The sequence below is a fragment of the Streptomyces sp. PH9007 genome (genome assembly GCF_059813725.1).
In genome coordinates this window covers 4029248-4054319 of sequence record NZ_CM187440.1, presented here as the reverse complement: position 1 = coordinate 4054319, position 25072 = coordinate 4029248, and the positions used below count along the sequence as shown (strand labels likewise).

Here is a 25072-nt window from a genome sequence, read left to right as displayed (position 1 = left end):
ACGTCACCGAGGGCGCACTGTCGCGACAGATCGCGATGGTGATCCCGGCGTGCCCGGCCTCAGTCGAGAATCCGGTACCCGGCCTCCCGCAGCCCCGCCGCCACCGCCGCACAGTGCCGGGGCCCCTGCGTCTCCAGATGCAGCTCCACCTCGGCCTCGCTCACCCCGAGCCGCGGATCGGTCCTGACGTGATTGACCGCCAGCACATTCGCGTCCGCCGTCGACAACTCCCGCAGCAGCGCCGCCAGCACCCCAGGCCGGTCCGGCAGCCGTACCCGCAGCGACAGATAGCGTCCCGCCGCCGCCATCCCGTGCTGCAGCGTCCGCTGCAGCACCAGCGGATCGACGTTCCCGCCCGACAGCACCGCCACCACCGGCCCCTCGAACGCCTCGGGCTCCGACAGCAGCGCCGCCACCGGGCTCGCCCCGGCCGGCTCCACCACCAGCTTCGCCCGCTCCAGGCACAGCAGCAGCGCGCTGGAGAGCGCGTCCTCCGAGACCGTGCGCACCTCGTCCACCAGCTCCGCGATGATCCGGAACGGCACGTCCCCGGGGCGCCCCACCTTCATCCCGTCCGCCATCGTCGACACCGACTCCAGCGCCACCGGACGCCCCGCCGCCAGCGAGGGCGGATAGGCCGCGGCCCCCGCCGCCTGCACCCCCACCACCCTCACCTCTGGCCGCACCGACTTCACCGCCAGCGCCACCCCCGCCGCCAGTCCGCCGCCCCCGATGCCCACCACCACGGTGCGCACATCGGGGCACTGCTCCAGGATCTCCAGCCCGATGGTGCCCTGCCCGGCCACCACCGCCGGATGGTCGAAGGGGTGGATGAACACCGCGCCCGTGGCGTCCGCGTACTCCCGCGCCGCCGCCAGCGTCTCGTCCACCACCTGCCCCGCGGTCCGCACCTGCGCCCCGTACTCCCGGGTCGCCGCCACCTTCGGCAACGGCGCGCCCGCCGGCATGAACACCGTGGACCGCACCCCCAGCAGCGCCGCCGCCAGCGCCACCCCCTGCGCGTGGTTGCCCGCGCTCGCCGCCACCACCCCGCGCGCCCGCTCCTCGTCGGAGAGCGCCGCGATGCGCGCATAGGCACCGCGCACCTTGAACGAACCGGTGCGCTGGAGGTTCTCACACTTGAAGTGAACGGGGGCGCCGACCAGCTGGGTCAGATACCGGCTCCCCTCCATGGCGGTCACCCGCGAAACACCGGACAGCACCTTCTGCGCGGCGCGTATGTCATCCAGATTCGGCGCGCCTGCGAGGGGATTTGTGGCCATAGAGCCAGTCTGGCAGGCGTTTGGCGGCCCGGCCCGCCCGGCGTCGTCCCTCGTTCGGCGACGGGTCTCGGCCACCGGGCTCCGCACCGGCGCCCGGCCGCGTACGCTGTGGCGCGAGCCATCCCCCGTACGCCCCCAGGTACGCCTCCCGTACGCCGTTCGCCGTGCCCCGGCACCGACATCACACGAGACATGACGCCTGAATCCACCGACCTGTACGACGGGCTCCAGCACGAGGTGGCCGTCTTCGCCCGCCGCGCCGAACAGACCCGCCTCGGCGCCCTCGGCCCCGCCCGCAACTCCATGGACCGGGCCGCCTATCTGCTGCTCAGCAGGCTCGATCAGGAAGGGCCCACCGGAGTGAAGGCCCTCGCCCACGGCATGGGCATCGACTCCTCCACCGTCACCCGGCAGGCCGCACCGCTGGTGGACGCCGCCCTGGTGCGCCGCACCGCCGACCCCGACGACGGGCGCGCCGTGGTGCTCCAGCTCACCCCGCGCGGCAGCAGCCGCCTGGAGGAGGTCCGTTCCTCACGGCGCGAACTGATGGCGCTGCTGACGCAGGAGTGGACCGAGGGGGAACGCGAGCAGTTCCACACCCTGCTGCACCGCTTCAACTGCGCCATGGGGCAGTGGCAGAGCGGTGGCGGCCCCGCCTGAACCGGCGGGCCCGCCACCCGCGGCCGGCGTTACCCGAGCGCCTGCCGCAGATCCTCCAGCAGGTCGTCGACCGCCTCGATCCCCACCGAGAGCCGCACCAGATCGGCGGGCACCTCCAGCGCGGAGCCGGCCACCGAGGCATGCGTCATCCGCCCCGGGTGCTCGATCAGCGACTCCACCCCGCCCAGCGACTCACCGAGGGTGAACACCTTGGTGCGGTCGCACACGGCCACCGCCTCCTCCTCGCCGCCCGCGACCCGGAAGGACACCATCCCGCCGAAGTCCCGCATCTGCTTGGCCGCCGTCTCGTGCCCCGGGTGCGAGGCCAGACCCGGGTAGTACACCTGGGTGACCTTCGGGTGCGCGACCAGCGCCTCCACGATCCGCTGGGCGTTCGCGCTGTGCCGGTCCATCCGCACCGCCAGCGTCTTGATGCCGCGCAGCACCAGCCAGGAGTCGAACGGCCCGGCGATCGCGCCCATCGCGTTCTGATGGAACGCCAGCTCGTTGCCCAGCTCCTCGTCGGCCGTCACCAGCGCACCGCCGACGACGTCCGAGTGGCCGCCCATGTACTTGGTGGTGGAGTGCACGACCACGTCGGCGCCCAGCGCCAGCGGCTGCTGGAGGTAGGGGCTGGCGAAGGTGTTGTCCACCACCAGGCGCGCGCCGGCGCCGCGCGCGATGTCCGCGATGAGGGCGATGTCGGTGATGCCCAGCAGCGGGTTGGAGGGGGTCTCCACCCAGATCACCTTGGTCTGCGGGCGCAGCGCGTCCCGCACGGAGGCGGGGTCGGAGGTGTTGGCCACCGACCACTCCACGCCCCACTTCTCGACGACCTTGGCGATCAGCCGGAAGGTGCCGCCGTACGCGTCGTCCGGGATGACCAGGTGGTCGCCCGGCTTGAGCAGCGTCCGCAGCAGGCAGTCCTCGGCGGCCAGCCCGGAGGCGAAGGCGAGGCCGCGCCGGCCGCCCTCCAGCGCCGCGAGGTTCTCCTCGAGGGCGGTACGGGTCGGGTTCGCCGAGCGGCTGTACTCGTAGCCGCCGCGCAGGCCGCCCACCCCGTCCTGCTTGAAGGTGGACACCTGATGGATGGGGGGCACCACCGCGCCGGTGGCGGCGTCCGGCTCCTGCCCCGCGTGGATGGCCAGCGTCTCGAAATGCCGCGTGCTGACGTGCTCATTCATGCGTACACCGTAATGGGCCGTACGGTGGAGAGAGCCCGCAACAGCGGGGTCATAGGCTGTCCGCACCGTAGAAATCCTTTCCGGGGGAGCCGCGCCGCCATGGAAGCCCTTCTTTTCCTCATCGCCGTCACCGCCATCTTCGGCGTGGTCGTGATGCCCGCCCTGCGCCGCCGCAAGGAGCGCCAGGAGCTGGAGCGCGCCGCCCAGCAGACGTCAGGCGGCGCAGGTCCGGGGCCCGGCCCCGGCCCCGGCGGCCGGTGGCGCGAGGGCGGAGCGGGCGAGGAGCCGTACCACGACACGGGCCTGGTCCCCGTCGATCAGCTCGATCTGCGGCTGCCGGGGCCCGACCCGGAGCTGGTGACGACGCTGGAGGAAGTACGCCGCACCCAGAACTGGCGTCCGGCGGGGCAGCTGCTCGCCCTCACGGACGACAGCGAGCTGCGCTGGCAGCGCGTGCAGTCCCTGGCGGGCGCGGCGGCCATGGAACTGGCCCACTGGCGGGCCTCCGGGCAGCCCATGGAGGACGCCCCGGCGCCCGGCGACGGCCGCCTCTCACTGTCGAAGGAGGCGCCCCGGCACGATGCCGGCTGGCTGCGCCGCTGGCGGCAGGAGGAGCCCGCCGACGTGGGCGGCGCGCAGGTGTACGCGCAGTTCCTGGTGTGGCAGGCGATGTCCGACACCGGCTCCGCCGATCACCGGATCGTGCTGGAGGAGGCCCGGACGGTCGCGGGCGAGGCGGCGCGGCTGGCGCCCGCGGACCCGATCCCGTACATCACGGAGCTGTTCATCGCCCGGGGCCTGAGCTACCGGCGCGCGGACTTCGAGTCCCTGTGGGCGAACGTCACCCAGCGTGACCCGCAGCACATGGGGGCGCATCTGGCCGCCCTGCCGTACTGGGCGGAGAAGTGGCACGGCTCGCGCCAGGACGCCGAGGGCTTCGCCCGGTCGGCGGCGGGCGCGGCCCCGGCGGGCAGCCTGCTGCCGGCGCTGCCGCTGTTCGCGGTGTACGAGCACCTGCCCGAGGTGCAGCTGTCGGCCGGCATGTACCAGGGCGCGGTGATCAAGGACGCGATCGAGGCCGCGCAGTTCGCGGTGAACAACGTGCGCCCGGGGCACCCGGTGGAGGCGCACGTGCGGCATCTGCTGCTGTGTTTCCTGGTGCGGGCCGAGAGGTACGCGGAGGCGGCGGAACAGGTGCGGGCCGTCGACGGTTATGTGGGGGCGATCCCCTGGGTGGACGGGCAGCACCCGGCACAGGAGTACGCGGCGTACCGCGCGCTGGCGATCACCCGTCAGTAGGAGAGAAGAGAAAGATGACGCTGAACAGTTTCAAGACCCGTCTTCCGGGCCCCGAGGACGCGCTCCGGGGCCGTTCCGAGCCGATCTGGCCCAACCCGGGACAGCACACCGTCCTGGACACCCCGCTGGCCCCGCCGTACCCGGAGCACCTGGAGGTGGCGGACTTCGCGCTGGGCTGCTTCTGGGGCGCCGAGCGGCGCTTCTGGCAGACCGAGGGGGTCTGGACGACGCTGGTCGGCTACCAGGGCGGGATCACGCCGAACCCGACGTACGAGGAGGTGTGCAGCGGGCTGACCGGGCACACCGAGACGGTGCGGGTCGTCTTCGACCCGTCGCGGGTCTCGTACGCGGAGCTGCTGAAGGTCTTCTGGGAGTCGCACGACCCGACCCAGGGCTTCCGCCAGGGCAATGACGTGGGCACCCAGTACCGCTCGGCGATCCACACCCACTCGGAGGCGCAGCGGGAAACGGCCGAGGAGTCGCGGGCCGCGTACCAGCAGGTCCTGGAGTCCTCGGGCTACGGCGCGATCACCACCGAGATCCTCCCGGCGGCCGACCGCCCGTTCTACGTGGCGGAGGAGTACCACCAGCAGTACCTGGACAAGAACCCGGCCGGCTACTGCGGCCTGGGCGGCACGGGCCTGTCCTGCCCGATCGGGGTGGCGAAGGCCGGCTGACGCCGCCCGGCGCGTATCGGCCGCCCCGGCGGACGGGCGGCCACGACATCCCCCGGCAGGCACGGAGCCTCCGGGGGACTGTTCCGTCCGGACCACGGCGGGGCGGACCACGGGCGGCAGGGGCGTCCGCTCTCCGGGGCCGGTCAGTGACTGTCGAAGCGATGCGCGTACGGCAGATCGGGGCACCGGCGGCACAGGAACATGTAAACGCCGCCCATGTCCCCGATCATCAGGTCAGGGCCGATGGTGTCGACGATGTCCTCGGCCGCCGGAGCCTGCCACCGCGGCTGTGTCGTTCCAGGGTCGTGCTCGTTCAGGGGAAGCCATCGCCCGTAGGCCACCTCGGCGGTGATGCTGAACAGATGTTCCATGCGGTGGCCCTGGCCACAGTGCGGCCAGATGGGCTCCTGCGTCCAGGCGGGATAACCACCGACCTTGTTCTGCAAGGCGCTCGCCACCTCCGTGTACCAGAACCCGAAGCGATCCTGGAGCTCCTCCAGGCGGGGCCCCAGCGTCTTCAACAAGTCCCCGGGCAGGTCGTATCCCGGGTACTCAACGACGCGGGTCGGATTCACCGTGCAGGGCCGGGGCACCAGATCGGACTCGTACTCCCCCTCACGCGGGACGGGAGCATCCGGCAACATCTCGCGCGCGCCGGTCTCGGCCTCATCGCGCCAGTACAGCCTGGGCCGTACGAGTTGGCCAGGATCCTCGCTGTCGTGGACGAGGGGGCACCAGAGCAACTGCACCAAGTCCTTCCCCGGGGGGAATTCCAGCCCTGGAATGTCACGGGCGAAGAGCTGGATCACCGACACCATGGGGACCGCCCCGGGGCTGGTCTCCCGCCACGATCCATCACGGGTGCCGGCGGTCCAGTGCCCGGGCCGGGCACAGTACGGCCACGCTTCATCGGCGGGCCACAGCAGCGGGCCACCCATGGAGCTCTCACCGGGACCGGGCGCCCCACTCCGGGGGTACAGCAGCACTGCCTCCCTGGCCAGTGGCTCGAACTCCGGTATGAGCTGGGCGAGGTCGTACGGAGGTTCAGGAATCACGCGGGGCACAGGTCGAGTCCTCCAGCCGAGCAGCCTGCACTGATGACGAGCAACCTACGCCCGGTGACTGACAGAACAGGACACTCGGCCCCGTGGCCGGCGATCTGCCGTTGGCTAATTCGCCGCCGGCAGATCGGGCTCCCGGTGCGGGGGGCGGCGGTCGATGGTGGGAGGCGAGCGTGGCGAACGGCGCCGCGCCGCACCGCAGGAGGCCCGATGGTTCCCACCACCGCACTCGCCCCACCGCGCGCCCGGGAGGGGGAACGCGCACCGTCGGCGTTCGACGACCGGCTGGCCGCGCAGTTGCTGGAGCAGCGGATCGTCATGCTCGGCACCGAGGTCGACGAGGGGTCCGCGAACCGGGTGTGCGCCCAGTTGCTGGTGTTGTCGGCGGAGAATCCGCGGGACGACATCGTGCTGTACATCAACTCCCCCGGTGGCTCCGTGCACGCCGGGCTGGCGATCTACGACACCATGCGGCTGATCCCGAACGATGTGGCCACCCTCGCCGTGGGGTTCGCGGCCAGCATGGGCCAGGTGCTGCTGAGTGTCGGGGCGGCCGGGAAGCGGTTCGCGCTGCCGAACGCGCGGATCATGATGCATCAGCCGTCCGCCGGGATCGGCGGGACCACCGCCGACATCGCGATCCAGGCGGAGAACCTGGAGTACACCAAGCGGACGATGGAGCGGCTCATCGCCGAGCACACCGGGCAGAGCGAGGAGACGATCCACCGGGACGGGGACCGCGACCGCTGGTTCACCGCCGAACAGGCCAGGGAGTACGGGATGGTGGACCGGGTGGTGACCTCGCTCGCCGAGGTCCGGCCGGCCGCCGCGTCGCGAAGGGCGGGGTTCTGAGATGGGCCAGTACACGATTCCGACCGTCGTCGAGCGCACCCCGAACGGGGAGCGGGCGTACGACGTCTACAGCCGGCTGCTGTCCGAGCGGGTCATCTTCCTGGGCACCGAGATCGACGACGGCGTCGCCAACGTCGTCATCGCGCAGCTGTTCCATCTGGAGGCGGAGGCCCCGGAGCAGGAGATCTCGCTGTACATCAACTCGCCGGGTGGTTCGTTCACTTCGCTGATGGCCATCTACGACACCATGAGCTTCGTGACCGCGCCGGTGTCCACCTTCTGTGTGGGGCAGGCCGCGTCCACGGCGGCCGTGCTGCTGGCGGGCGGGGATCCGGGGCGGCGGGTGGTGCTGGAGCACGCGCGCGTGCTGCTGGGGCAGCCGGCCAGCGGCGGGCGGCAGGGGATGATCTCCGATCTGAGCCTGGAGGCCAAGGAGATGCTGCGGATCCGTTCCCAGGTGGAGGAGGTGCTGGCCCGCCACACCGGGCACGACGTGGCGGCCCTGCGGGCGGACCTGGACCGTGACCGGGTGTTCACGGCGCACGAGGCCGTGGCATACGGGCTGGCCGATCAGGTGCTCAGCCGGCGGGCGGTGCCGCCGATGACGCTGAGCACCTGAGGGTGCTCGCCGTCAGGCGGCCAGGAGCAGCGCCTCGCCGGTGCGGTGGGCCGGGAGGTTCCGGCGGCTCGTCAGGGAGGTGACCGAGGCGATCCGTGGTGGCCCGGCGAGTTCGCGGTGGGCCAGGGCGAGGAGGTCGGCGAGGGTGAGGCCGAGCGCGCCCGCGGCGGCGGCGAGGACCTCGGAGGAGGCTTCCTTGCGGCCGCGTTCCAGCTCGGAGAGGTACGGCATGGAGATCCGGGCGGCGTCGGCCACGTCCTTGAGGGTGCGTTCCTGTGCCTGCCGCTCCCGGCGCAGCACCTCACCGATCAGATGCCGCAGCAGGGGCTCGCGGGCCGGTTGATACGGGTCGCTGGTCATCTCCTCAGCGTAGGAGGCGGACGGAGGGCGGACACCCCCGCGGGTGTCCGCCCGGCGCGAAATCCGCCCCGCCGCGTGCCCTTACAGGGCGGATCCGGCCACCCACTGGTTCCAGTCCATGTTCCAGCCGTTGAGGCCGTTGTCGGGCTGGATGGTCTGGTCGGGGGAGTTGACGACGACGACCACGTCGCCCAGCAGGGACTGTTCGTAGAACCAGGCGCCGTCGGTGCCGGGGTCGTCGGCGCCCTGGGCGTCCGCGAGGCCGACGCAGCCGTGGCTGGTGTTGGTGGTGCCGAAGATGTCGGTGGAGCTCCAGTAGTTGCCGTGGATGAAGGTGCCGGAGTTCGACAGGCGCATGGCGTGCGGCACGTCGGGGATGTCGTACTCGCCCTTGCCGTCGCTGTCGGTGAAGCCGACGGTGGCGCCGTTCATGCGGGTCTCGTCGTACTTCTCGGAGATCACCATCGCGCCGTTGTAGGTGGGGTTCTCGTCGCTGCCCGAGGAGATCGGCACCGTCTTGAGGGTCCTGCCGTCGCGCACGACCGTCATCTGGTGGGTCGCGGCGTCCACCGTGCTGATCTGCGAGCGGCCGACGTCGAAGCTGAACGTGCGGTCCTGGACGCCGGTGATGCCCGGGGCGGCCTCCAGACCGTTGAAGTCCAGGGTCACGGTGACGTGGGTGCCGGCCTCCCAGTAGTTCTGGGGGCGGAAGTCCAGGCGCTTGTCGCCGAACCAGTGGCCGACCACGTCCTGGCCGCTGCTGGTGTTGATCTCCACGGCGCCCTCGACGGCCGCCTTGTCGGTGATCTCCTTGTCGAAGTTCAGCGAGACGGGCATCCCGACGCCCACCGTGGAGTCGTCCTCGGGGGTGAAGTTGCCGATGAAGCTGTTGTCCGGGGAGATGGTGGTGAAGGTGGCGTTCTGGTGCGCCTGGCGGCCCTGGCTGTCGCTGGCCCGGACGGCCAGCTCGTAGTGGGTGGCCCGCGAGAGCTGCCCGTCCGGGGTCCAGCCGGTGCCGTCGGCGGATATGGTGCCGGCCACCTCGGTGTCGCTGTCGGTGGCCTTCATGGTGACGGTGTCGAGCGTGCCGTCCGTCACACTGACGGATACACCGTCCGTGATGGCGACGTTGTCGGCCATGTCACCGGGGGTGATGGAGATCTGTGCCGCGGAGGTGTCGGCGGCCTGGGCCGCGTCGGAGGCGCTCTGTGAGGCCGTCGGATCGGCGCCCTTGGCGTCGCTGTCCCCGCTGCCGCCGCTGAGGCCGCAGGCCCCCAGCGTGAGCATTCCGGACAGCAGCACCGCCACACCGGCGGCGCCCCTGCGCCGCATGCCGTCCCTCATCGTCAGCCACTCCATCCCCGCCGGGGCACCCTTGTGGCACTCGCCCTGGCGGCGTTGCGTTGCGGGTATTCGGACACGCATGGGACGTTTCGTCCCGGCGTCCTGCGTGACAACGTGGGCGGCGTTCGAAGCGTTCCCCCTTTTAGGGAAACTTTGTCCTATTCGTCGTCACTGTCCCACGTCTCCTCCGGATCGTACTCCGCCAGCTCGCTGCTCCACGAAGCCTGCGCCAGCTCGATCCCGGGCACATCGGTCACCAGATCGACGGGGTCCAGGAGGTACGCGATCGCCTCGGCCGGGTCCTGCGCCACCGCGTCCGCCGCCTGCCGCCGCTCCTCGTCGGGCATCAGGTCGTCCTCGTGGATCCGCGCCCAGGCGGCCCGGATCACCTCGTCCGCGTCCGTCAGCTCCAGCACCATTTCCACCCGGACGCGTACGTGCTGTGCCGCCTCGGCCGTGACCGGGCGCATCTCCTCGCTGCTACTCATGACACGGAGAGTAACCGCCCCCTCGGACAGCCCTTCCCCGCGACCCGCATGGGCCCCTAACATCGCTCATGGCACCACCCCAGCCACCGCGTCACCCCCCACCCCGCTCTCCCCGCCCCGCCCCCAGGAGGCCCCCGTGGCCGAGCACCGTGCTACCCCCAACAACCCGCCCCTGATCACCGGCATCGTCGCAGCCGCCGTGCTGGGCCTGGTCTGGCTGATGCCCACCGCGCACGCCGGGAACGACGCCGCCGGCGAGGACGCGGTGGGCAATGACGCCGTCAGCGAGCACCAGGTGCCCGCCGAGGAGCACTAGGGTCCGCCTGACACACAGCGCCGGTCAGCCCAGCGGTCCTGCCACCGTCTCGGCGGCGCGCACCAGGGCGCCGTCCCGTACGAACGCCTCGGCCGCCGCCAGGTCGGGCGCCAGGCAGCGGTCCTCCCCGGCCCCGCCCACTCCGGCCGCCCGTACCGCCTCGACGACGGCGCGGGCGGCGGGCCCGGGGCGCAGCCCCTGCGCGGCCAGCCCCTCGCGCAGTTCCAGGGCGCGGGTGGCCGCGCACAGCTCCACCGCGATCACGCGGGTGAGCCCGGCCACCGCCGTGCGCAGCTTGCGCGCCGCCGACCAGCCCATGGAGACGTGGTCCTCCTGCATCGCGGAGGACGGGATCGAGTCCACCGAGGCGGGGACGGCGAGCCGCTTCAGTTCGCTGACCAGGGCCGCCTGCGTGTACTGGGCGATCATCAGCCCGGAGTCCACCCCGGCGTCGCCGGCCAGGAAGGGCGGCAGTCCGTGCGAGCGGTTCTTGTCCAGCAGCCGGTCGGTTCGGCGTTCGGTGATGGAGGCGAGATCGGCGACGGCGATGGCGAGGAAGTCCAGGACGTAGCCGAGCGGGGCGCCGTGGAAGTTGCCGTTGGACTCGACGCGGGCGGGACGGCCACCGGCCGCCGGTACGACCACCGGATTGTCGACAGCGGCGGCCAGTTCGTGCTCGGCGACCTGCCGGGCGTGCGCGAGGGTGTCCCGGCCCGCGCCGTTGACCTGCGGGGCGCAGCGCACCGAGTACGCGTCCTGCACGCGCGGGGCGTCGTCCTGGTGGTGCCCGGTCAGTCCCGAGCCGGCCAGCACGCGCGCCATGTTGGCGGCGCTGACGGCCTGGCCGGGGTGCGGGCGGATCGCGTGCAGTTCGGGGGCGAGCACCCGGTCGGTGCCCAGCAGCGCCTCCAGGGTGAGGGCCGCGGTGATGTCGGCGGCGGTGAACAGCGCGGCGAGGTCGGCGCAGGCCATCAGCAGCATGCCGAGCATGCCGTCGGTGCCGTTCAGCAGCGCGAGCCCCTCCTTCTCGCGCAGGGTGAGCGGGGCGATGCCCTGCTCGGCGAGGAGGTCGGCGGCGGGGCGTACCCGGCCGTCGGGGCCCTCGGCCTCGCCCTCCCCGATGAGGGTGAGCGCGCAGTGCGACAGAGGGGCCAGGTCGCCGGAGCAGCCGAGCGAACCGTACTCGTGGACGACGGGGGTGATGCCGGCGTTCAGCACCGCGGCCATGGTCTCGGCGACCTCGGGCCGTACCCCGGTGTGGCCGGAGGCCAGGGTCTTCAGCCGCAGGAACATCAGCGCCCGGACGACCTCGCGCTCCACCCGCGGGCCCATGCCAGCGGCGTGCGAGCGGACGATGTTGCGCTGGAGGCGGGCGCGCAGCTCGGGGCTGATGTGGCGTACGGCGAGGGCGCCGAAGCCGGTGGAGACGCCGTAGACCGGCTCGGGGCGGGCCGCGAGGTCCTCCACGGCGGCACGGGCGGCGGCCATCGCGGTACGGGTGGCGGTGGAGAGTTCGACGCGGGCGTCGTGCCGGGCGACGGCGAGGACGTCGGCGGGGGTGGTGCCCGAGGGGCCGACCACGACGAGGGGATGCATAGCCATATTCACAGAGCCTACGAAGTGAATCGATAATCGTCACGAAGGGGGTGGTGCAGCGGATGTGCGGACACGGGACCCGATACGGGGACGGACGGCGGGAGCCGTACCGCCACGCCCGCCGTCACTCCCGGCCCCGGAAGCGCCGGCGTTCCTGCTCCCCCGGCGCGGCAGGCGGCGGGGCGTCGGCCATCCGCAACGCCGCCCGGCCCTCCTCGCCCCGGCCCGCCACCACGGGGCCCGGCGCGTGCGCGGCCTTGGCCCGGTACTGGGCGGCGTCCGCCAGCCGGAACAGCCGGCGCGCGGTCGGGGGCGGCCCGATGCTCTCGCCCGTGCCCGCGATCCCGCAGGCCACCCCCTCCCCCAGCGCGAGATCCGCGGCACCGCGGCACATCCCGGCCACCGCGCGCTCCACCTCGGCGTCCGGATGCCCGGTGACGACGAGCGCGAACTCGTCGCCGCCGAGCCGGGCCGCCAGCGCCCCGGGGAAGGCCGCGGCGCACAGCGACAGCAGCCGGCCGAACCGTTCCAGCAGCCGGTCCCCGGCGGCGTGCCCGTAGGTGTCGTTCACCTGCTTGAGGCCGTTGACGTCGCACACCACCAGCACCAGCGGCTCGCCCGTCGCCCGGTGCGCGGCAACCGCCCGCGCCAGCCGCTCGTCCACCGCGCGGCGGTTGCCGAGACCGGTCAGCGGATCGGTGAACGCGAGCCGCCGCACCCGCTCCAGCCGCTCGTACTGGGCCAGGCCGGTGGCCGTGACGGATGCGAGGACGGCCGCGAACTCGGCGTCCCGCGGCGTGAAGACGGGGGCGCCGGTGTCCCGCGCCACGTACAGCTCCCCCCACGCCCGGTCGGCCAGCACGAGCGGGGCGGCCACGCAGCAGCCCCGGCCCTGGCGGCGCAGCGCGGCGCCGCGCCGGGGGCCGTCCGCCCGCTCCACCCAGGCCCGCGGTTCGCGCGGCGAGGACAGGGCGATCTCCGGGAAGTCGTGGACGGCGTAGGACTCGTCGGCCGGGTACTCCTCCTCGCCGGCCACCAGCCGCCCGGTGTTGACCAGCACCCGCAGCCGGCCGCGCTCGCGCTCCCACACGGACAGCGCGGCGAACGACCCGTCCAGCGCCAGCCGGGCGCCCTCGGCCGCAGCCCGCGCGACCTCGGGCAGCCGCGTCGCCTGGGCCATCCCGGCCACCAGTGCCGCGACGGCCCGCACCCCGGAAGCCTCCATGCGCCCCAGGCTAAGCGGGGCGGATCGGGCCCGCCCGGCGATGATCCGCCCATCGGGCGGCGGGCGCGGCTACTCCCCCGGCCAGGCCGGGCGGCGCTTCTCGTTGAAGGCCGCCACGCCCTCGGCCCGGTCGGCGGAGAAGGCCACCGTGCGCCAGGCCGCGTCCTCCACCTCCATGCCGGTGGCGAGGTCGAGGCCGTGCCCGGTGCGCAGGGCGCGCTTGGCCGCGCGCAGGCCCACCGGCGAGTTGGCCGCGATGCCCGCCGCCAGCTCCAGCGCCCGGGTACGGTCCTCGCCGCGCTCCGCCGCCACGTCGATCAGGCCCAGGGCCAGCGCCTCGTCCGCCGCCACCCGGCGGCCGGTGAAGATCAGTTCGGCCGCGCGGGCCGCGCCCACCCGGCGCGGCAGCAGCTGGGTGCCGCCGCCGCCGGGGATCACGCCGACCGTCACCTCCGGCAGCCCGACCACGGCCGTCGGGTCGGCCACGATCACATCGCAGGACAGGGCCAGTTCAAAGCCGCCGCCCAGCGCGTAGCCGTGCACGGCCGCGATCACCGGCATCGGCAGGTTCAGCACCCCGCCGTACGCCGCCCGGGACACCGGACGCTGCCGGCCGAGGTCGGCGTCGGTGAAGCCGTTGCGCTCCTTCAGGTCCGCGCCGACGCAGAACGCGCGCTCGTGCGTCGAGCTGAGCACCACCGCCCGCACCTCGCGGGCCGGTGCCGCCGCCAGGGCGGCGCACGCCTCGGCGATGCCGCGCGCCATGGCCGAGGAGACGGCGTTCATCGCCGGCACCCGGTCCAGGACCAGCTCCGCCACTCCGCTGTCCGCGTCCCGCCGGACCGCGACCCACTCGCCGAAGCGTTCCTCGCTCGTGCTCACGCCGTCGCTCACTCCCCGCCCCTTCTCGACAACAGCCACGGTTCCACTATCCCCAGACCGCGCACCGGCCGCTGGTACAGCGGCTGGAGCGCGAACCGGTACCCGCGCCCGTCCCGCCCGCCGGCCGCCTTCTCCGACTCCGGCGCCAGACCGGCGGAGGTGAGTTCGTCGCGCAGCGCGCCGTCCACCAGCACCATGTCCTTCGGCGCTATCGAGGTGAGGCGGCTCGCCAGGTTCACGGTGTTGCCGAAGACATCGCCCATCCGGGTCGTGACCGTGCCGAACGCGATGCCCACCCGCAGCTCCGGCATCATCGGGTCATCGCCCAGCGTCTCCACCAGCCGCAGCCCGATGTCGGCGGCGGTCCCCGCGTCGTCCGCCGCGAACAGCACCTCGTCGCCCAGTGTCTTGATCAGCCGCCCGCCCTGGGCGGCGACCTGGTCGGCGGCGGTGGTCTCGAAGGCCTCCACCAGTTCGCCGAGTTCCTCTTCCTCCAGGCGCCGGGTCAGCCGGGTGAAGCCCACCAGGTCCGCGAAGCCCACCGCGAGCCGCCGGTCCACCATCTCCGCGTCGTCCTGGGCCTGCACCACCCGCCCGGTGGCCGCCGCCAGCTGCCGCCGCCACACGTACACCAGGAACTCTTCCAGCTCCGGCAGCAGCAGCTCCACCAGCGGGTACGCCACCTCGGTGCGGGTCATGCCCGGCTCGGGGGGCTCGATCAGGCCCTCCAGGAAGGAGTCGATCTGCCAGTCCGCCAGCCGCGCCGTGGTCTGCCCGGTGGACCGCGCCACCTGGATCGCCATCGGCTCGCTCAGCAGCCCCGCCTCGACCAGACCGCCGAGGCGCCGCAGCGCGAGCACGTCCGCCTCGGTGAGGACCTTGGCCTGTCCCACGTCGGGGAAGCCCATGGCCCGCCAGAAGCGGGTGCCCAGGTCGAGCGAGACGCCGGCGGCGCGCGCCGCCTGGAAGGGGGTGTACTGCCGTTCGGACCCGATGATCAGCTGTTCGATGCGCAGCGCGATGGTATCGTCACCGGTCTCATCGGGCGGGGTTCCCTCCGCATCAGCCACGGCCACTGCCCGCCCTCGCCCACGCGAACGCCACCGGGGTGGGGTTACCTCCGCTGCGCACTGCCGCCGCCCTACCGTTCCTGCTCGTTCACGCCCATCGCGTGGTGTCCATCGCACAACCCTACGGCAGGTGTGCCCTAAGTCACGCGGGGCGTTGCCGGGCAATCACCGCAGGTGCACGATGTCGGCCGCGTCCACCGGGCGCTGTACGCCCTCGGCGTCGGCGATCACCAGCCGGCCGGTGCCGTCCACCGCCACGGCCTCGCCGCGTACCTCGGCGCCGCCCGGCAGCAGGGCGCGCACGCTGCGGCCGAGGGTCGCGCAGCAGGCCGCGTACGCCGGGAGCAGTCCGGCGGCGCTCGCGTCACCTTCCGCCACCGTCCAGCGGCCGTACCACTCGGCCAGGGAGCGCAGGACGGCGCGCAGCAGGGGATCGCGATCCGTGCTGGCCGCCCCGGCCAGGAGCAGCGAACCGGCGGTGGGCACCGGCAGTTCCCCGGCGCGCAGCGACACATTGATCCCCATGCCCAGGACGACGGCCGGTGTGCCGTCGGCCAGGGTCACCCGTTCGGCGAGGATGCCGCCGAGCTTGCGCTCCTCCCCGTCCACCGGCACCAGCAGATCGTTGGGCCATTTCAGCGCGGTTGCGACCTCGGTGACCGGGGTGAGCGCGGTGACGGCGGCGACGCCGGCCAGCAGCGGGAGCCAGCCCCAGCGTTCGGCGGGCACCTCGGGTCCGGGGGCGAGCAGCACGGAGCAGAACAGGCCGGAGCGGGCCGGGGCGCTCCACTGCCGGTCCAGCCGGCCGCGCCCGCGGACCTGCTCCTCCGCCACCCGTACGGTGCCGGGCGCGGCGTCGCCGGAGGCCGCGGCGGCGGCCAGGTCGGCGTTGGTGGAACCGGTGGACTCGACGACCGTGAGGCCGGTCCACAGACTGCCGGGCCGCACCAGCGCGGTGCGCAGGGCCCGGGCGTTCAGCGGCGGGCGGTCGAGGTCGGACCAGCGGCCGGGGGGAGGGGTCATGGGGTCACCCTAGGACGTCGCCGGGGCGCGGGGCGGTCGCCGGGGGCCGGCCGATCTTTGGCCGGTTCGCGTTGTGATCCACGCCGCACCGGCCGGTCGGCCCGCCGCTGGTTAGGCTACTTTCCGGTAGCCCACCCGAGGACGAGTAGGAGCCGCGTACCGTGCCCGAACTGTCGCCCCAGGAAACCACCCCCGACCTCCATACGACCGCGGGCAAGATCGAGGACTTCCGGCTGCGGGCGGCCGAGGCGGTGCGGGCCGGCTCGGACCGGGCAGTGGCCCGGCAGCACGCGAAGGGCAAGGGCACCGCGCGCGAGCGGGTGCTCGCGCTGCTGGACGAGGGCTCGTTCACCGAGCTGGACGAGTTCGCCCGGCACCGCTCCACCTCCTTCGGCATCGAGCGCAACCGCCCGTACGGGGACGGGGTCGTCACCGGCTACGGAACGGTCGACGGCCGCCCGGTCGCCGTCTACTCCCAGGACTTCACCGTCTTCGGCGGCTCGCTGGGCGAGGTGTACGGCGAGAAGATCGTCAAGGTCATGGACTGGGCGATGAAGACCGGTTGCCCGATCATCGGCATCAACGACGGGGGCGGGGCCCGGATTCAGGAGGGCGTGACCGCGCTCGGCCTGTTCGCCGAGATCTTCCGCCGCAACGTGCACGCCTCCGGCGTGGTCCCGCAGATCTCGCTCATCCTGGGCCCGTGCGCGGGCGGCGCCGTCTACTCCCCCGCGATCACCGACTTCACGGTGATGGTCGACCAGACGTCCCACATGTTCATCACCGGGCCCGATGTGATCAAGACCGTCACCGGAGAGGACGTGGGCTTCGAGGAGCTGGGCGGGGCCCGTACCCACAACGCCGTCTCCGGTGTCGCGCACCATCTGGCGGGCGACGAGAAGGACGCCATCGAGTACGTCAAGGCGCTGCTGTCCTACCTGCCCTCCAACAACCTCTCCGAGCCGCCCGCCTTCCCCGAGGAGGAGGCCGATCTGGAGCCGGACGAGGAGGACCGGCAGCTCAACACCCTCGTCCCGGACTCCGCCAACCAGCCCTACGACATGCACCAGGTCATCGAAGGCGTGCTGGACGACCGGGAGTTCCTGGAGACGCAGCCGCTGTTCGCGCCGAACATCGTCACCGGCTTCGGCCGGGTCGAGGGCCGTTCGGTGGGCGTGGTCGCCAACCAGCCGCTCCAGTTCGCCGGCTGTCTGGACATCAACGCCTCGGAGAAGGCCGCCCGCTTCGTACGCACCTGCGACGCGTTCAACATCCCGGTGCTGACGTTCGTCGACGTCCCCGGTTTCCTGCCGGGCACCGACCAGGAGTACGGCGGCATCATCCGGCGCGGCGCCAAGCTGATCTACGCCTACGCCGAGGCGACCGTTCCGCTGATCACCGTGATCACCCGCAAGGCGTTCGGCGGCGCCTACGACGTGATGGGCTCCAAGCACCTGGGCGCGGACCTCAATCTGGCCTGGCCCACCGCGCAGGTGGCGGTCATGGGCGCGCAGGGCGCGGTGAACATCCTGTACCGGCGCACCCTCGCCGCGCTGGAGGACCCGGCCGAGCGTGAGAGCGAACGGGCCCGGCTGACCGCCGAGTACGAGGAGACGCTGCTCAACCCGTACGCCGCCGCCGAACGCGGCTACGTGGACGCGGTGATCATGCCGGCCGACACCCGCCGGCACATCGTGCGCGGGCTGCGGGCGCTGCGGACCAAGCGCGAGCAGCTGCCGCCGAAGAAGCACGGCAACATCCCGCTCTGACCCGCCACCACCAGGTCCTTCACGAGGTACGTCACGAGGACGACGACAGGGAGCAGCCCATGATGATCCGGGTGGTCCGGGGGAACCCGACGCCGGAGGAACTGGCCGCGGCCGTGGCGGTGGTACGGGCCCGGGTCGCCGCCGCGGCGGGCACCAAGGGCGGCGACGCGCCGGTGCCGGGCGGCTGGGCGGCCCGGGGCGGGGCCGTACGGCGCCCGCTGCCGCCGCCGGGGCCCGGCGCGTGGCAGGCCGCGTACCGGGGGTACTGACCGCCCGGGCGGCGGCCGAAAGTCTCCTGCCAGGTTGAGTACGCGTACTCAGGCGGACGGCCCCCGCGGCGCGGGACCATCGAAGGATGCTGTGGTCCGACTTGCGCCGTCAGGAGCCCTCCCGGGAGGCCCGGACCACCCGCGCCATGCTGCGCCGGGTGGGATGGGTGATCGCCCTGGCCGGGCTGATCGGCACGTCTTTGGTGATGCTGTCGCAGCCGCCGACCTGATGAGGCGGGGAGCCGGGTCGGCGGCTGCGGCAGCGGGGCCGGCGGCGGGGGCTCAGCCGCCGACCGTCTCGTCGGCGGCCAGTGCGGCCGCCCGCTCGGTGAGCGTGCTGCGCAGCTGGTCGGCCGTGACGGACAGGGCGTCCATGTCGGCGCCGTTGGTCTCGGCCGCCTCCAGCACCGCGTCCAGGGCCTCCAGCGCGCTGCCGGAGGCGAACCACTGCTGGTACAGGTCGCGGTAGGCGTCGAGGTAGACGTCCTCGAACGCGTCCAGTTCCAGGAAGCGTTCCTTGAGCGTGTTGCCGCCCAGGCTCCGCATGTCGCCGTCGCTGCCCAGGTCGATCTCCTCGCCGTCCGGGCCGATGAGCCGTGGCCCGCCGCCCTGACCGCCCTCCTCGCCACCGCCCGGTGGCATCCGGCCGCCACCGCCGGGGCCCGTGCCGCCCGCGACCGTGCCGTCCTCGGGAAGCCCTTCGGGCAGGGCGCCGTCGGGGAAGGCACCGTCGGGGAACGCGCCGTCCTCGGGAAAGCCCTCCGGGAACCCGCCCCCGGGGAGCGTGTCCTGCGCGCCCTCCCCGGCACCGTCCGGGATCTCGGCCCCCTCCGGCAGCGTGCCCATCGCGAACCCGCCCATCGAGGACTGGTCGTGCGGCCCCGCCGTGGCGTCCCCGCTCAGCGACAGGTTGAAGTCCCAGCCCAGCACCGAGAACTTCTTGGTGTCCAGGTCGTACCAGAGCAGATAGTTCTGCCCCGGTCCGCTCATGTCGTCGAAGTTCATGAGCAGGTTCTGCGTGGCCACGTAGGCCGCGAACGAGTCGAGGTCGACCCAGTCGCCCAGTTCCGCCGCGAACTCCTCGTCGGTGGCCTCCTCCGCCCACCTGATCAGGTTGATCACCGGCTGGAGGTCCTGGCTGCCCTTCTTGGTGATCTGCTTGAACTGGTCCTTGTAGTCGGTCGGATCGTCCCCCACATAGCTGAACCTGGAGGAGGCCCGCGCCTTGTACAGCACCCCGTTGCCGTAGATCTGCTCGGCGGCGTAGCCGGTGCTGGGGTTCTCCACCAGCAACCGGGTGGAGGCGGGGCGGTTGTTGACGGTGAAGGAGGAGAACGCGTACCGCTCCGCCACCTGACCGGAGGAGTCCATCAGCGACAGCATCAGGGCCTCGTTCAGCGGTGTGGAGTCCTCCGTGCCCGGCCGCACCGAGATCTCGGTGTGGCCCTGGTACGCGCGGCCCTCGATGTACTGGTCGATCTTGATCAGCCAGGGCAGGTTCTCTGGCTCGTCGACGGAGAGCTCGGCCATGTTCATCCCGGCGCCCATCGCGGGGCCGCCGCCCTCACCGGCCTCGCCGCCTTCTCCGGCCCCTTCGGGCAGGACGAAGTCTCCCCCCGCGCCCTCGGGCAGTTCGAAGCCCTCCAGGTCGATCTCCTCGCCGCCCGGGCCGACACCGCGCATGACGGGGCCGTCCATCCCGTCCGCGTCGCGCAGAGCGCTGAGGGTGGAGTTGCCCTTGAGCCGGACGCCGACGGATTCGATGAAGGTGCCGTCGATGGTGAGGTCGGCCTCCATCCACTCCTTGTCGCCGTCCTCCTCGTAGGCGGTGATCAGCCGCTGGTAGTCGGCCTCGTCGTACTCCAGGGACACCCTGTGGATCTCTCCGCTGTCGTAGAGGTCGGTGAGTCCCTCGATGTTCTGGGTGACCTGCTCGCCGTCGTTGCTGGCGGCGCTGGTGACCGTCGCCGAGACGCGGGTGTCGCCGAAGGCCAGCAACAACACCGTCAGGGCCACCACCAGCGCGGCCATCGGCTTCCAGTGCTGCCGCAGCGGCACCGGCAGCCGGTGGACGAGCCGGGCCGTTCCCGCCGTCATCACAGGTCCGTCTGGTCGTAGCCGGTCAGGACGGTCACCCGCTGGCCCATGGTGCGCTCGCGCAACGCCTCGACCAGCGCACCGGGTTCGCGGCCCTTCTTCAGCCGGACGGTGTAGAAGACCTCGGTGAGCGCCCCGCCGCGTATCGATTCCGTGCTGACCAGCTCGAACTCGTTGGTGAAGTCGATCAGAACGTCCTGGATGACCTGGGTGTAGTCCTCACCGGCCGGCACCTGCACCTTGACGACCTGGCGCTGCACGTTCAGCTGGAACATGTTGAACTTGTGCATCACCAGGATGATCACGCAGATGGTGATGCCGGCGATGATCGCCAGCGCGTAGAAGCGGGCGCCGCAGGCCATGCCCAGGCCCATCACCAGGAAGATGAAGCCCACGTCCCTGGTTTCCTTGATGGCGTTGCGGAACCGCACCACCGACAACGCGCCCACCAGTGAGAACGCCCGGGCCAGGTTGGAGCCGACCACGAGCAGGATCATCGCCACGATGACCCCGATGATCACCAGCGTCTGCACATAGGACTGGCTGTAGGAGACATTGCGGTGGGTGGCGCGGTAGACGTAGCCGACCATCATGCTCAGGGCGAAGGAGATCACCAGCGAGAGCACGATGTCAGCGACGCTGAACGTTCCGCTGAGATCCTGGAGTTCAGAGAACACGGGCGTTTTCCTTCGCGAGGACGGTGGTGGGGGTTCCCGGGCTTTCCGGGGCGGCCGGGGTTTCCGGGAGGGCTTCCTCCCGGACGTGGAAGACGGAGCGCGGGGCCTTGCCGTGCGCCTCCACGCTCTGGACGTACTTGGAGACCCGGACCACGCTCAGACTGCGACGGGCCATCAGATCGGTGATCCAGTACGGGACCCGCTCGTTGACCTTGACCTCCATCACGGTCAGCCGGGGCGGGATGATGTAACGGTTCTGCGCCGTGGTTCCGAGGTGGAAGTCGCGGTCACGGCCCCGCACCCGGCTGTCGAAGGTCACCCGCAGGCCGACGTCCTGGTCACGTCCCTTGAGCGCCTCGCGCTGATAGCCGGTGATGACGGTGGGCCGCAGGTCGAGCCGGACGATGAGGTCGAGCACCTCGTTGCCGAAGGGACCGGTGTCCACCAGCTCACGCCGGTCGCACAGCGCCCGCGCGCCGTCGTACGGCATGCGCACCCGCCGCTTCTGGGTAACCCGGTTGACGCGCTGTTTGATCTCCACGAAGACCGGGCTGTCGTCGGTGATCGCGCCGAGGTCGCCGTAGTGCCGGATCCGCAGTTTGCGGCGGAACTTCAGGCCCTCGATCTTCTCCCAGTAGAAACGGAGCGCCGGGGTGTCGTAGTAGAGACTCCACACCCCGTACCCGCCGGGCGGGCAGTGCTCGTCCCGGTCCATGCGGCGCGCCAGTTCCTCGCGGATCGCGGGTACGTCCTCGTTCGCCACCAGATATTTGATCTCGTAGCGGTTGAACGCGTGCAGCCTGCTGGCCACGCCCCGGGTGAGTCCGGCTGCGTCGTCGTCATCGGCGGCCATCCCGTTCCCTTCGTTCGATCGGCTTCGAAACGCCAACCAACAAGGCGAAGATGAGAACCGCATAAGAACCGTCTATGAACGAGCTGAAGCGTTCAGATGAACGGGAACGCGCGGGAAACTCCCCGGGAATCCCGGCGCACTTCACGGCGAAACCGCCGGGCGTCCGCGCCGGGGAGCCCGGGGTGCCCTTCCGGGTAGGGCAGGCTTGGCCGCCGTCCGCGCTGGATACGCTGACCGGCATGGACCACGCGCCCCGCCTCGCCTCCCACGCCACCGGCCGCCGCCGGCTGGTGCTCGCCTCGCAGTCACCGGCCCGGCTCGCCCTGCTGCGGCAGGCCGGATTCACCCCCGAGGTGATCGTCAGCGGCGTGGACGAGGAGGCGCTGAGCGCCGCGAGCCCGCGCGCGCTGGCCCAGGTGCTGGCAGAGGCCAAGGCGGGCGCCGTGGCGGCCCTGCCCGAGGTGGCCGGGGCACTGGTGATCGGCTGTGACTCCGTCCTCGAACTGGACGGGGCGGCCCTGGGCAAGCCGGCCTCCGCCGAAGAGGCCGTCAGCCGCTGGAAGTCGATGCGCGGCCGGTCCGGGGTGCTGCTCACCGGGCACCGGGTGATCGACACCGCCACCGGGCGGGCCGAGTCGGGGGTGGCGGCCACCACCGTACGGTTCGGGGACCCCGACGACGCGGAGATCGCCGCCTATGTCGCCACCGGTGAACCGCTGCACGTGGCGGGCGCGTTCACGCTCCAGGGCCGCTCGGCGCCGTTCATCGACGGCATCGACGGCGACCCGGGCAATGTGATCGGCCTGTCAATGCCCCTGCTGCGGACGCTGCTCGGCCGTCTCGGCGTCTCCGTCACCGAGTTGTGGGAGCAGCGATGACACGGCGGGCGTCACGGGCGGGTACATCGTGAGCGTGAGCACCACCAGGCCGAACACGGTCATGACGGCGGTGAACACCCACCACCCCAGCAGCGCGGCCGACAGCGCGCCGAGCACGGCGTGCAGCACGGCGCAGCCGATCAGCGCCGCCCGCCGGCACCGGCCCGGCGGCCGGTCGGTGACGGCCGTACGGGCCAGCGCCGCCGCGCACAGCAGCAGGAAGACGGCGAGCAGGGCGCCCGCCGTCCAGGTCGAGACCGTCATGGTGGTGGGCGACACGCCTGCCAGGGACATGTGCTGTCGGTCCACGACAATGCCGAGAATCCAGTGCAGCGCCCCGAGCGCCGCCGCGCCGGTGCTGACCGCGGCCGCCGTGACGGCCGCCACGCTTCGTCTGCTCCGGTTCACGCAGCGCACGCTACTGCTGGGTATCGGGGGCGGCAACCCCCCGCGGAACGCCGGTGCCCGGCGGGCGCGGGCGAAGGCCGTACCGAAAAAGAATCCGGGCCGCGCTTATGGGGTTTCCACAACAGCGACGCCTCTGGGTGCCCCACCGGACCGCATCACGGCCTCCCGCGAGCACCGCTCAAGGCCGTCCCCGGTGGGCCGCGTACCGTGGAACCGCAGGGCAGCAGGCACCTCACAGCACGCTCCCTCACCCACCGTGCGGAAAAGCTCACTCATCCGGGCGACTCGGCGCGGGGTGTCGTCAGTACCTAAACTCGGCTTGTTCCAAGGAGGGAGCCATCGTGCGTAAGGTGCTCATCGCCAATCGCGGCGAAATCGCCGTCCGCGTCGCCCGGGCGTGCCGGGACGCCGGCATCGCCAGCGTCGCCGTCTACGCCGAACCGGACCGGGAGGCCGTCCATGTACGCGCCACCGACGAGGCGTTCGCGCTGGGTGGTGACACCCCGGCCACCAGCTATCTGGACATCGACAAGGTACTGAAGGCGGCCGCCGACTCCGGCGCCGACGCCATCCACCCCGGCTACGGCTTCCTCTCCGAGAACGCCGAGTTCGCGCAGGCGGTGCTGGACGCCGGGCTGACCTGGATCGGTCCGCCGCCGGCGGCCATCCGCGACCTGGGCGACAAGGTCGCCGCCCGGCACATCGCGCAGCGCGCCGGCGCCCCGCTGGTGGCCGGCACCCCCGACCCGGTCGGCGGCGCGGACGAGGTGGTGGCCTTCGCGAAGGAGCACGGGCTGCCGATCGCGATCAAGGCGGCCTTCGGCGGCGGCGGGCGCGGCCTGAAGGTGGCCCGCACGCTGGAGGAGGTCCCGGAGCTGTACGAGTCGGCGGTGCGTGAGGCGCTGGCCGCCTTCGGGCGCGGCGAGTGCTTCGTGGAGCGCTACCTGGACCGTCCGCGGCACGTGGAGACGCAGTGCCTGGCGGACACCCACGGCAATGTGGTCGTGGTCTCCACCCGTGACTGCTCGCTCCAGCGGCGCCACCAGAAGCTGGTGGAGGAGGCTCCGGCCCCGTTCCTGAGCGAGGCGCAGAACGCCGAGCTGTACCGCGCCTCGAAGGCCATCCTGAAGGAGGCCGGCTATGTGGGCGCCGGCACCTGTGAGTTCCTGGTGGGCCAGGACGGCACGATCTCCTTCCTGGAGGTCAACACCCGGCTCCAGGTGGAGCATCCGGTGACCGAGGAGGTCACCGGGATCGACCTGGTGCGCGAGCAGTTCCGGATCGCGGACGGCGAGGCGCTGGGCTACGAGGACCCGCAGCTGCGCGGGCACTCCTTCGAGTTCCGCATCAACGGCGAGGACCCGGGCCGCAACTTCCTGCCGGCGCCGGGCACGGTCACCACCTTCGTGGCGCCCACCGGCCCCGGTGTCCGTCTTGACGCGGGGGTCGAGTCGGGTTCCGTCATCGGTCCGGCGTGGGACTCGCTGCTGGCGAAGCTGATCGTCACCGGTGCGACGCGGCAGCAGGCACTGCAGCGCGCGGCGCGGGCGCTGGCCGAGTTCCAGGTGGAGGGGATGGCGACCGCGATCCCGTTCCACCGGGCGGTGGTGGTCGATCCGGCGTTCGCCCCCGAGGTGTCGGCCGAGCACGCGGGCGAGCCGTTCACGGTGCACACCCGGTGGATCGAGACCGAGTTCAAGAACACGATCGAGCCCTTCGGTGCCGCCGCCACGGCGGAGGAGGAGGCGGACACCCGCGAGACGGTCGTCGTCGAGGTCGGCGGCAAGCGTCTTGAGGTGTCGCTGCCCGCCACGCTGGCGATGCCGCTGGCGCGGGCGGCGGTGGCGGGCGGCGCGAAGCCGGCCCGGCGCAAGGCCGGCCGCAAGGCGGCGAGCGGTGCCTCGGGCGACACGCTGGCGTCGCCGATGCAAGGCACTGTGGTGAAGGTGGCGGTGGAGGAGGGTCAGCAGGTCGCGGAGGGCGAGCTGATCCTGGTGCTGGAGGCGATGAAGATGGAGCAGCCCATCAACGCGCACCGGGCCGGCACCGTCACGGACCTGAAGGCCGAGGTCGGCGGCGCGCTGTCGTCCGGCGCGGCGATCTGCCTGATCAAGGACTGACCGGCGGCGGCGCGGTGACGCGCCGTCTCCGTACGGAATCCCCCGGCCCTTCCGGCCGGGGG

26 protein-coding genes are annotated in these 25072 nt (G+C 72.3%); 11 read left to right on the top strand and 15 right to left on the bottom strand.

All coding sequences use genetic code 11. The annotated features are described in order from the left end of the window. Nucleotides 1-59 precede the first annotated feature (59 nt). Nucleotides 60-1283, bottom strand: coding sequence for a threonine ammonia-lyase (gene ilvA, locus ACTFAP_RS18775; RefSeq protein WP_500466918.1), 1224 nt, complete (start codon nucleotides 1281-1283; stop codon nucleotides 60-62). A 192-nt stretch (nucleotides 1284-1475) separates the two neighbouring features. On the opposite strand from ilvA, the gene ACTFAP_RS18770 reads away from it, so the two are divergent. Beyond that, entirely contained in the window at nucleotides 1476-1943 is a 468-nt protein-coding gene (locus ACTFAP_RS18770) for a MarR family winged helix-turn-helix transcriptional regulator (RefSeq protein WP_390117563.1), read from the top strand. A 29-nt stretch (nucleotides 1944-1972) separates the two neighbouring features. On the opposite strand, the gene ACTFAP_RS18765 is transcribed toward ACTFAP_RS18770, so the two are convergent. Next, on the bottom strand, nucleotides 1973-3127 hold the full coding sequence (locus ACTFAP_RS18765; RefSeq protein WP_495681620.1) for a cystathionine gamma-synthase: 1155 nt from the start codon (nucleotides 3125-3127) through the stop codon (nucleotides 1973-1975). Between the two features lie 99 nt (nucleotides 3128-3226). Here ACTFAP_RS18765 and ACTFAP_RS18760 point away from each other — a divergent pair, with 99 nt between their 5' ends. Further along, nucleotides 3227-4426, top strand: a complete 1200-nt coding sequence (locus ACTFAP_RS18760; protein ID WP_500466917.1) for a hypothetical protein — start codon at nucleotides 3227-3229, stop codon at nucleotides 4424-4426. Between the two features lie 14 nt (nucleotides 4427-4440). Further along, nucleotides 4441-5103, top strand: a complete 663-nt coding sequence (gene msrA / locus ACTFAP_RS18755; protein WP_436979166.1) for a peptide-methionine (S)-S-oxide reductase MsrA — start codon at nucleotides 4441-4443, stop codon at nucleotides 5101-5103. A gap of 143 nt (nucleotides 5104-5246) precedes the next feature. Here the strand turns inward: msrA and ACTFAP_RS18750 are convergent, their stop codons facing one another. Beyond that, on the bottom strand, nucleotides 5247-5921 hold the full coding sequence (locus ACTFAP_RS18750) for a hypothetical protein (RefSeq protein ID WP_500466916.1): 675 nt from the start codon (nucleotides 5919-5921) through the stop codon (nucleotides 5247-5249). Nucleotides 5922-6374: 453 nt separating this feature from the next. On the opposite strand from ACTFAP_RS18750, the gene ACTFAP_RS18745 reads away from it, so the two are divergent. Both ACTFAP_RS18745 and ACTFAP_RS18740 read left to right on the top strand, forming a co-directional pair. After that, nucleotides 6375-7016, top strand: a complete 642-nt coding sequence (locus ACTFAP_RS18745; protein WP_390117591.1) for a ClpP family protease — start codon at nucleotides 6375-6377, stop codon at nucleotides 7014-7016. A 1-nt stretch (nucleotide 7017) separates the two neighbouring features. Then, nucleotides 7018-7635, top strand: a complete 618-nt coding sequence (locus tag ACTFAP_RS18740; RefSeq protein ID WP_390117593.1) for a ClpP family protease — start codon at nucleotides 7018-7020, stop codon at nucleotides 7633-7635. Between the two features lie 12 nt (nucleotides 7636-7647). On the opposite strand, the gene ACTFAP_RS18735 is transcribed toward ACTFAP_RS18740, so the two are convergent. The 3 genes from ACTFAP_RS18735 to ACTFAP_RS18725 form a co-directional block, all read right to left on the bottom strand. Continuing rightward, nucleotides 7648-7995 (bottom strand): helix-turn-helix domain-containing protein, encoded by a 348-nt coding sequence (locus ACTFAP_RS18735; protein WP_436979169.1) that lies wholly within the window; start codon nucleotides 7993-7995, stop codon nucleotides 7648-7650. Between the two features lie 81 nt (nucleotides 7996-8076). After that, nucleotides 8077-9339, bottom strand: coding sequence for a L,D-transpeptidase (locus ACTFAP_RS18730; protein ID WP_500466915.1), 1263 nt, complete (start codon nucleotides 9337-9339; stop codon nucleotides 8077-8079). Nucleotides 9340-9497: 158 nt separating this feature from the next. Further along, nucleotides 9498-9827 (bottom strand): hypothetical protein, encoded by a 330-nt coding sequence (locus ACTFAP_RS18725; protein ID WP_390117596.1) that lies wholly within the window; start codon nucleotides 9825-9827, stop codon nucleotides 9498-9500. 136 nt (nucleotides 9828-9963) lie between these two features. On the opposite strand from ACTFAP_RS18725, the gene ACTFAP_RS18720 reads away from it, so the two are divergent. Further along, complete coding sequence (locus ACTFAP_RS18720; protein ID WP_390117598.1) at nucleotides 9964-10143, top strand: hypothetical protein; 180 nt, start codon at nucleotides 9964-9966, stop codon at nucleotides 10141-10143. A gap of 24 nt (nucleotides 10144-10167) precedes the next feature. Here the strand turns inward: ACTFAP_RS18720 and hutH are convergent, their stop codons facing one another. The 5 genes from hutH to ACTFAP_RS18695 form a co-directional block, all read right to left on the bottom strand. Next, nucleotides 10168-11745: a histidine ammonia-lyase gene (hutH, locus tag ACTFAP_RS18715; RefSeq protein WP_500466914.1), complete on the bottom strand. Its 1578-nt coding sequence runs from the start codon at nucleotides 11743-11745 to the stop codon at nucleotides 10168-10170. A gap of 118 nt (nucleotides 11746-11863) precedes the next feature. Continuing rightward, nucleotides 11864-12964: a GGDEF domain-containing protein gene (locus ACTFAP_RS18710; protein ID WP_500466913.1), complete on the bottom strand. Its 1101-nt coding sequence runs from the start codon at nucleotides 12962-12964 to the stop codon at nucleotides 11864-11866. 69 nt (nucleotides 12965-13033) lie between these two features. Beyond that, a complete protein-coding gene (locus ACTFAP_RS18705) occupies nucleotides 13034-13846 on the bottom strand; it encodes an enoyl-CoA hydratase/isomerase family protein (protein ID WP_500466912.1) in 813 nt (270 codons plus the stop codon). Nucleotides 13847-13854: 8 nt separating this feature from the next. Continuing rightward, a complete protein-coding gene (locus ACTFAP_RS18700) occupies nucleotides 13855-14922 on the bottom strand; it encodes an adenylate/guanylate cyclase domain-containing protein (RefSeq protein WP_046724647.1) in 1068 nt (355 codons plus the stop codon). A gap of 159 nt (nucleotides 14923-15081) precedes the next feature. Next, on the bottom strand, nucleotides 15082-15939 hold the full coding sequence (locus ACTFAP_RS18695; protein ID WP_500466911.1) for a biotin--[acetyl-CoA-carboxylase] ligase: 858 nt from the start codon (nucleotides 15937-15939) through the stop codon (nucleotides 15082-15084). 170 nt (nucleotides 15940-16109) lie between these two features. On the opposite strand from ACTFAP_RS18695, the gene ACTFAP_RS18690 reads away from it, so the two are divergent. The 3 genes from ACTFAP_RS18690 (at nucleotide 16110) to mmpB (ending at nucleotide 18207) form a co-directional block, all read left to right on the top strand. Then, the gene (locus ACTFAP_RS18690) at nucleotides 16110-17708 is read left to right on the top strand and encodes an acyl-CoA carboxylase subunit beta (RefSeq protein WP_390117856.1); all 1599 of its coding nucleotides are present in this window, start codon (nucleotides 16110-16112) and stop codon (nucleotides 17706-17708) included. Nucleotides 17709-17770: 62 nt separating this feature from the next. After that, the gene (locus ACTFAP_RS18685) at nucleotides 17771-17977 is read left to right on the top strand and encodes an acyl-CoA carboxylase epsilon subunit (RefSeq protein ID WP_451749048.1); all 207 of its coding nucleotides are present in this window, start codon (nucleotides 17771-17773) and stop codon (nucleotides 17975-17977) included. 86 nt (nucleotides 17978-18063) lie between these two features. After that, nucleotides 18064-18207 (top strand): morphogenic membrane protein MmpB, encoded by a 144-nt coding sequence (mmpB, locus tag ACTFAP_RS18680; RefSeq protein WP_390117605.1) that lies wholly within the window; start codon nucleotides 18064-18066, stop codon nucleotides 18205-18207. A gap of 52 nt (nucleotides 18208-18259) precedes the next feature. Here the strand turns inward: mmpB and ACTFAP_RS18675 are convergent, their stop codons facing one another. Genes ACTFAP_RS18675 through ACTFAP_RS18665 form a run of 3 tightly spaced genes read right to left on the bottom strand, consistent with a single transcriptional unit; the run spans nucleotide 18260 to nucleotide 21604 of the window. After that, nucleotides 18260-20074 (bottom strand): CotH kinase family protein, encoded by a 1815-nt coding sequence (locus ACTFAP_RS18675; protein ID WP_500466910.1) that lies wholly within the window; start codon nucleotides 20072-20074, stop codon nucleotides 18260-18262. Further along, nucleotides 20074-20751 (bottom strand): DUF4956 domain-containing protein, encoded by a 678-nt coding sequence (locus ACTFAP_RS18670; RefSeq protein ID WP_390117608.1) that lies wholly within the window; start codon nucleotides 20749-20751, stop codon nucleotides 20074-20076. Before ACTFAP_RS18670 ends, ACTFAP_RS18675 begins: the two co-directional genes overlap by 1 nt. After that, nucleotides 20741-21604 carry a VTC domain-containing protein gene (locus ACTFAP_RS18665; protein WP_495681606.1) on the bottom strand — a complete coding sequence of 288 codons (864 nt, stop codon included), beginning with the start codon at nucleotides 21602-21604 and terminating at the stop codon, nucleotides 20741-20743. Before ACTFAP_RS18665 ends, ACTFAP_RS18670 begins: the two co-directional genes overlap by 11 nt. Nucleotides 21605-21843: 239 nt before the next feature. On the opposite strand from ACTFAP_RS18665, the gene ACTFAP_RS18660 reads away from it, so the two are divergent. Continuing rightward, nucleotides 21844-22482 (top strand): Maf family nucleotide pyrophosphatase, encoded by a 639-nt coding sequence (locus ACTFAP_RS18660; protein WP_495681605.1) that lies wholly within the window; start codon nucleotides 21844-21846, stop codon nucleotides 22480-22482. Here the strand turns inward: ACTFAP_RS18660 and ACTFAP_RS18655 are convergent. Further along, nucleotides 22411-22890 (bottom strand): hypothetical protein, encoded by a 480-nt coding sequence (locus ACTFAP_RS18655; protein WP_495681604.1) that lies wholly within the window; start codon nucleotides 22888-22890, stop codon nucleotides 22411-22413. The two genes, ACTFAP_RS18660 and ACTFAP_RS18655, sit on opposite strands and share 72 nt — an antisense overlap. Nucleotides 22891-23231: 341 nt before the next feature. Here ACTFAP_RS18655 and ACTFAP_RS18650 point away from each other — a divergent pair, with 341 nt between their 5' ends. Then, nucleotides 23232-25010, top strand: coding sequence for an ATP-binding protein (locus tag ACTFAP_RS18650; RefSeq protein ID WP_495681603.1), 1779 nt, complete (start codon nucleotides 23232-23234; stop codon nucleotides 25008-25010). Nucleotides 25011-25072 lie beyond the last annotated feature (62 nt).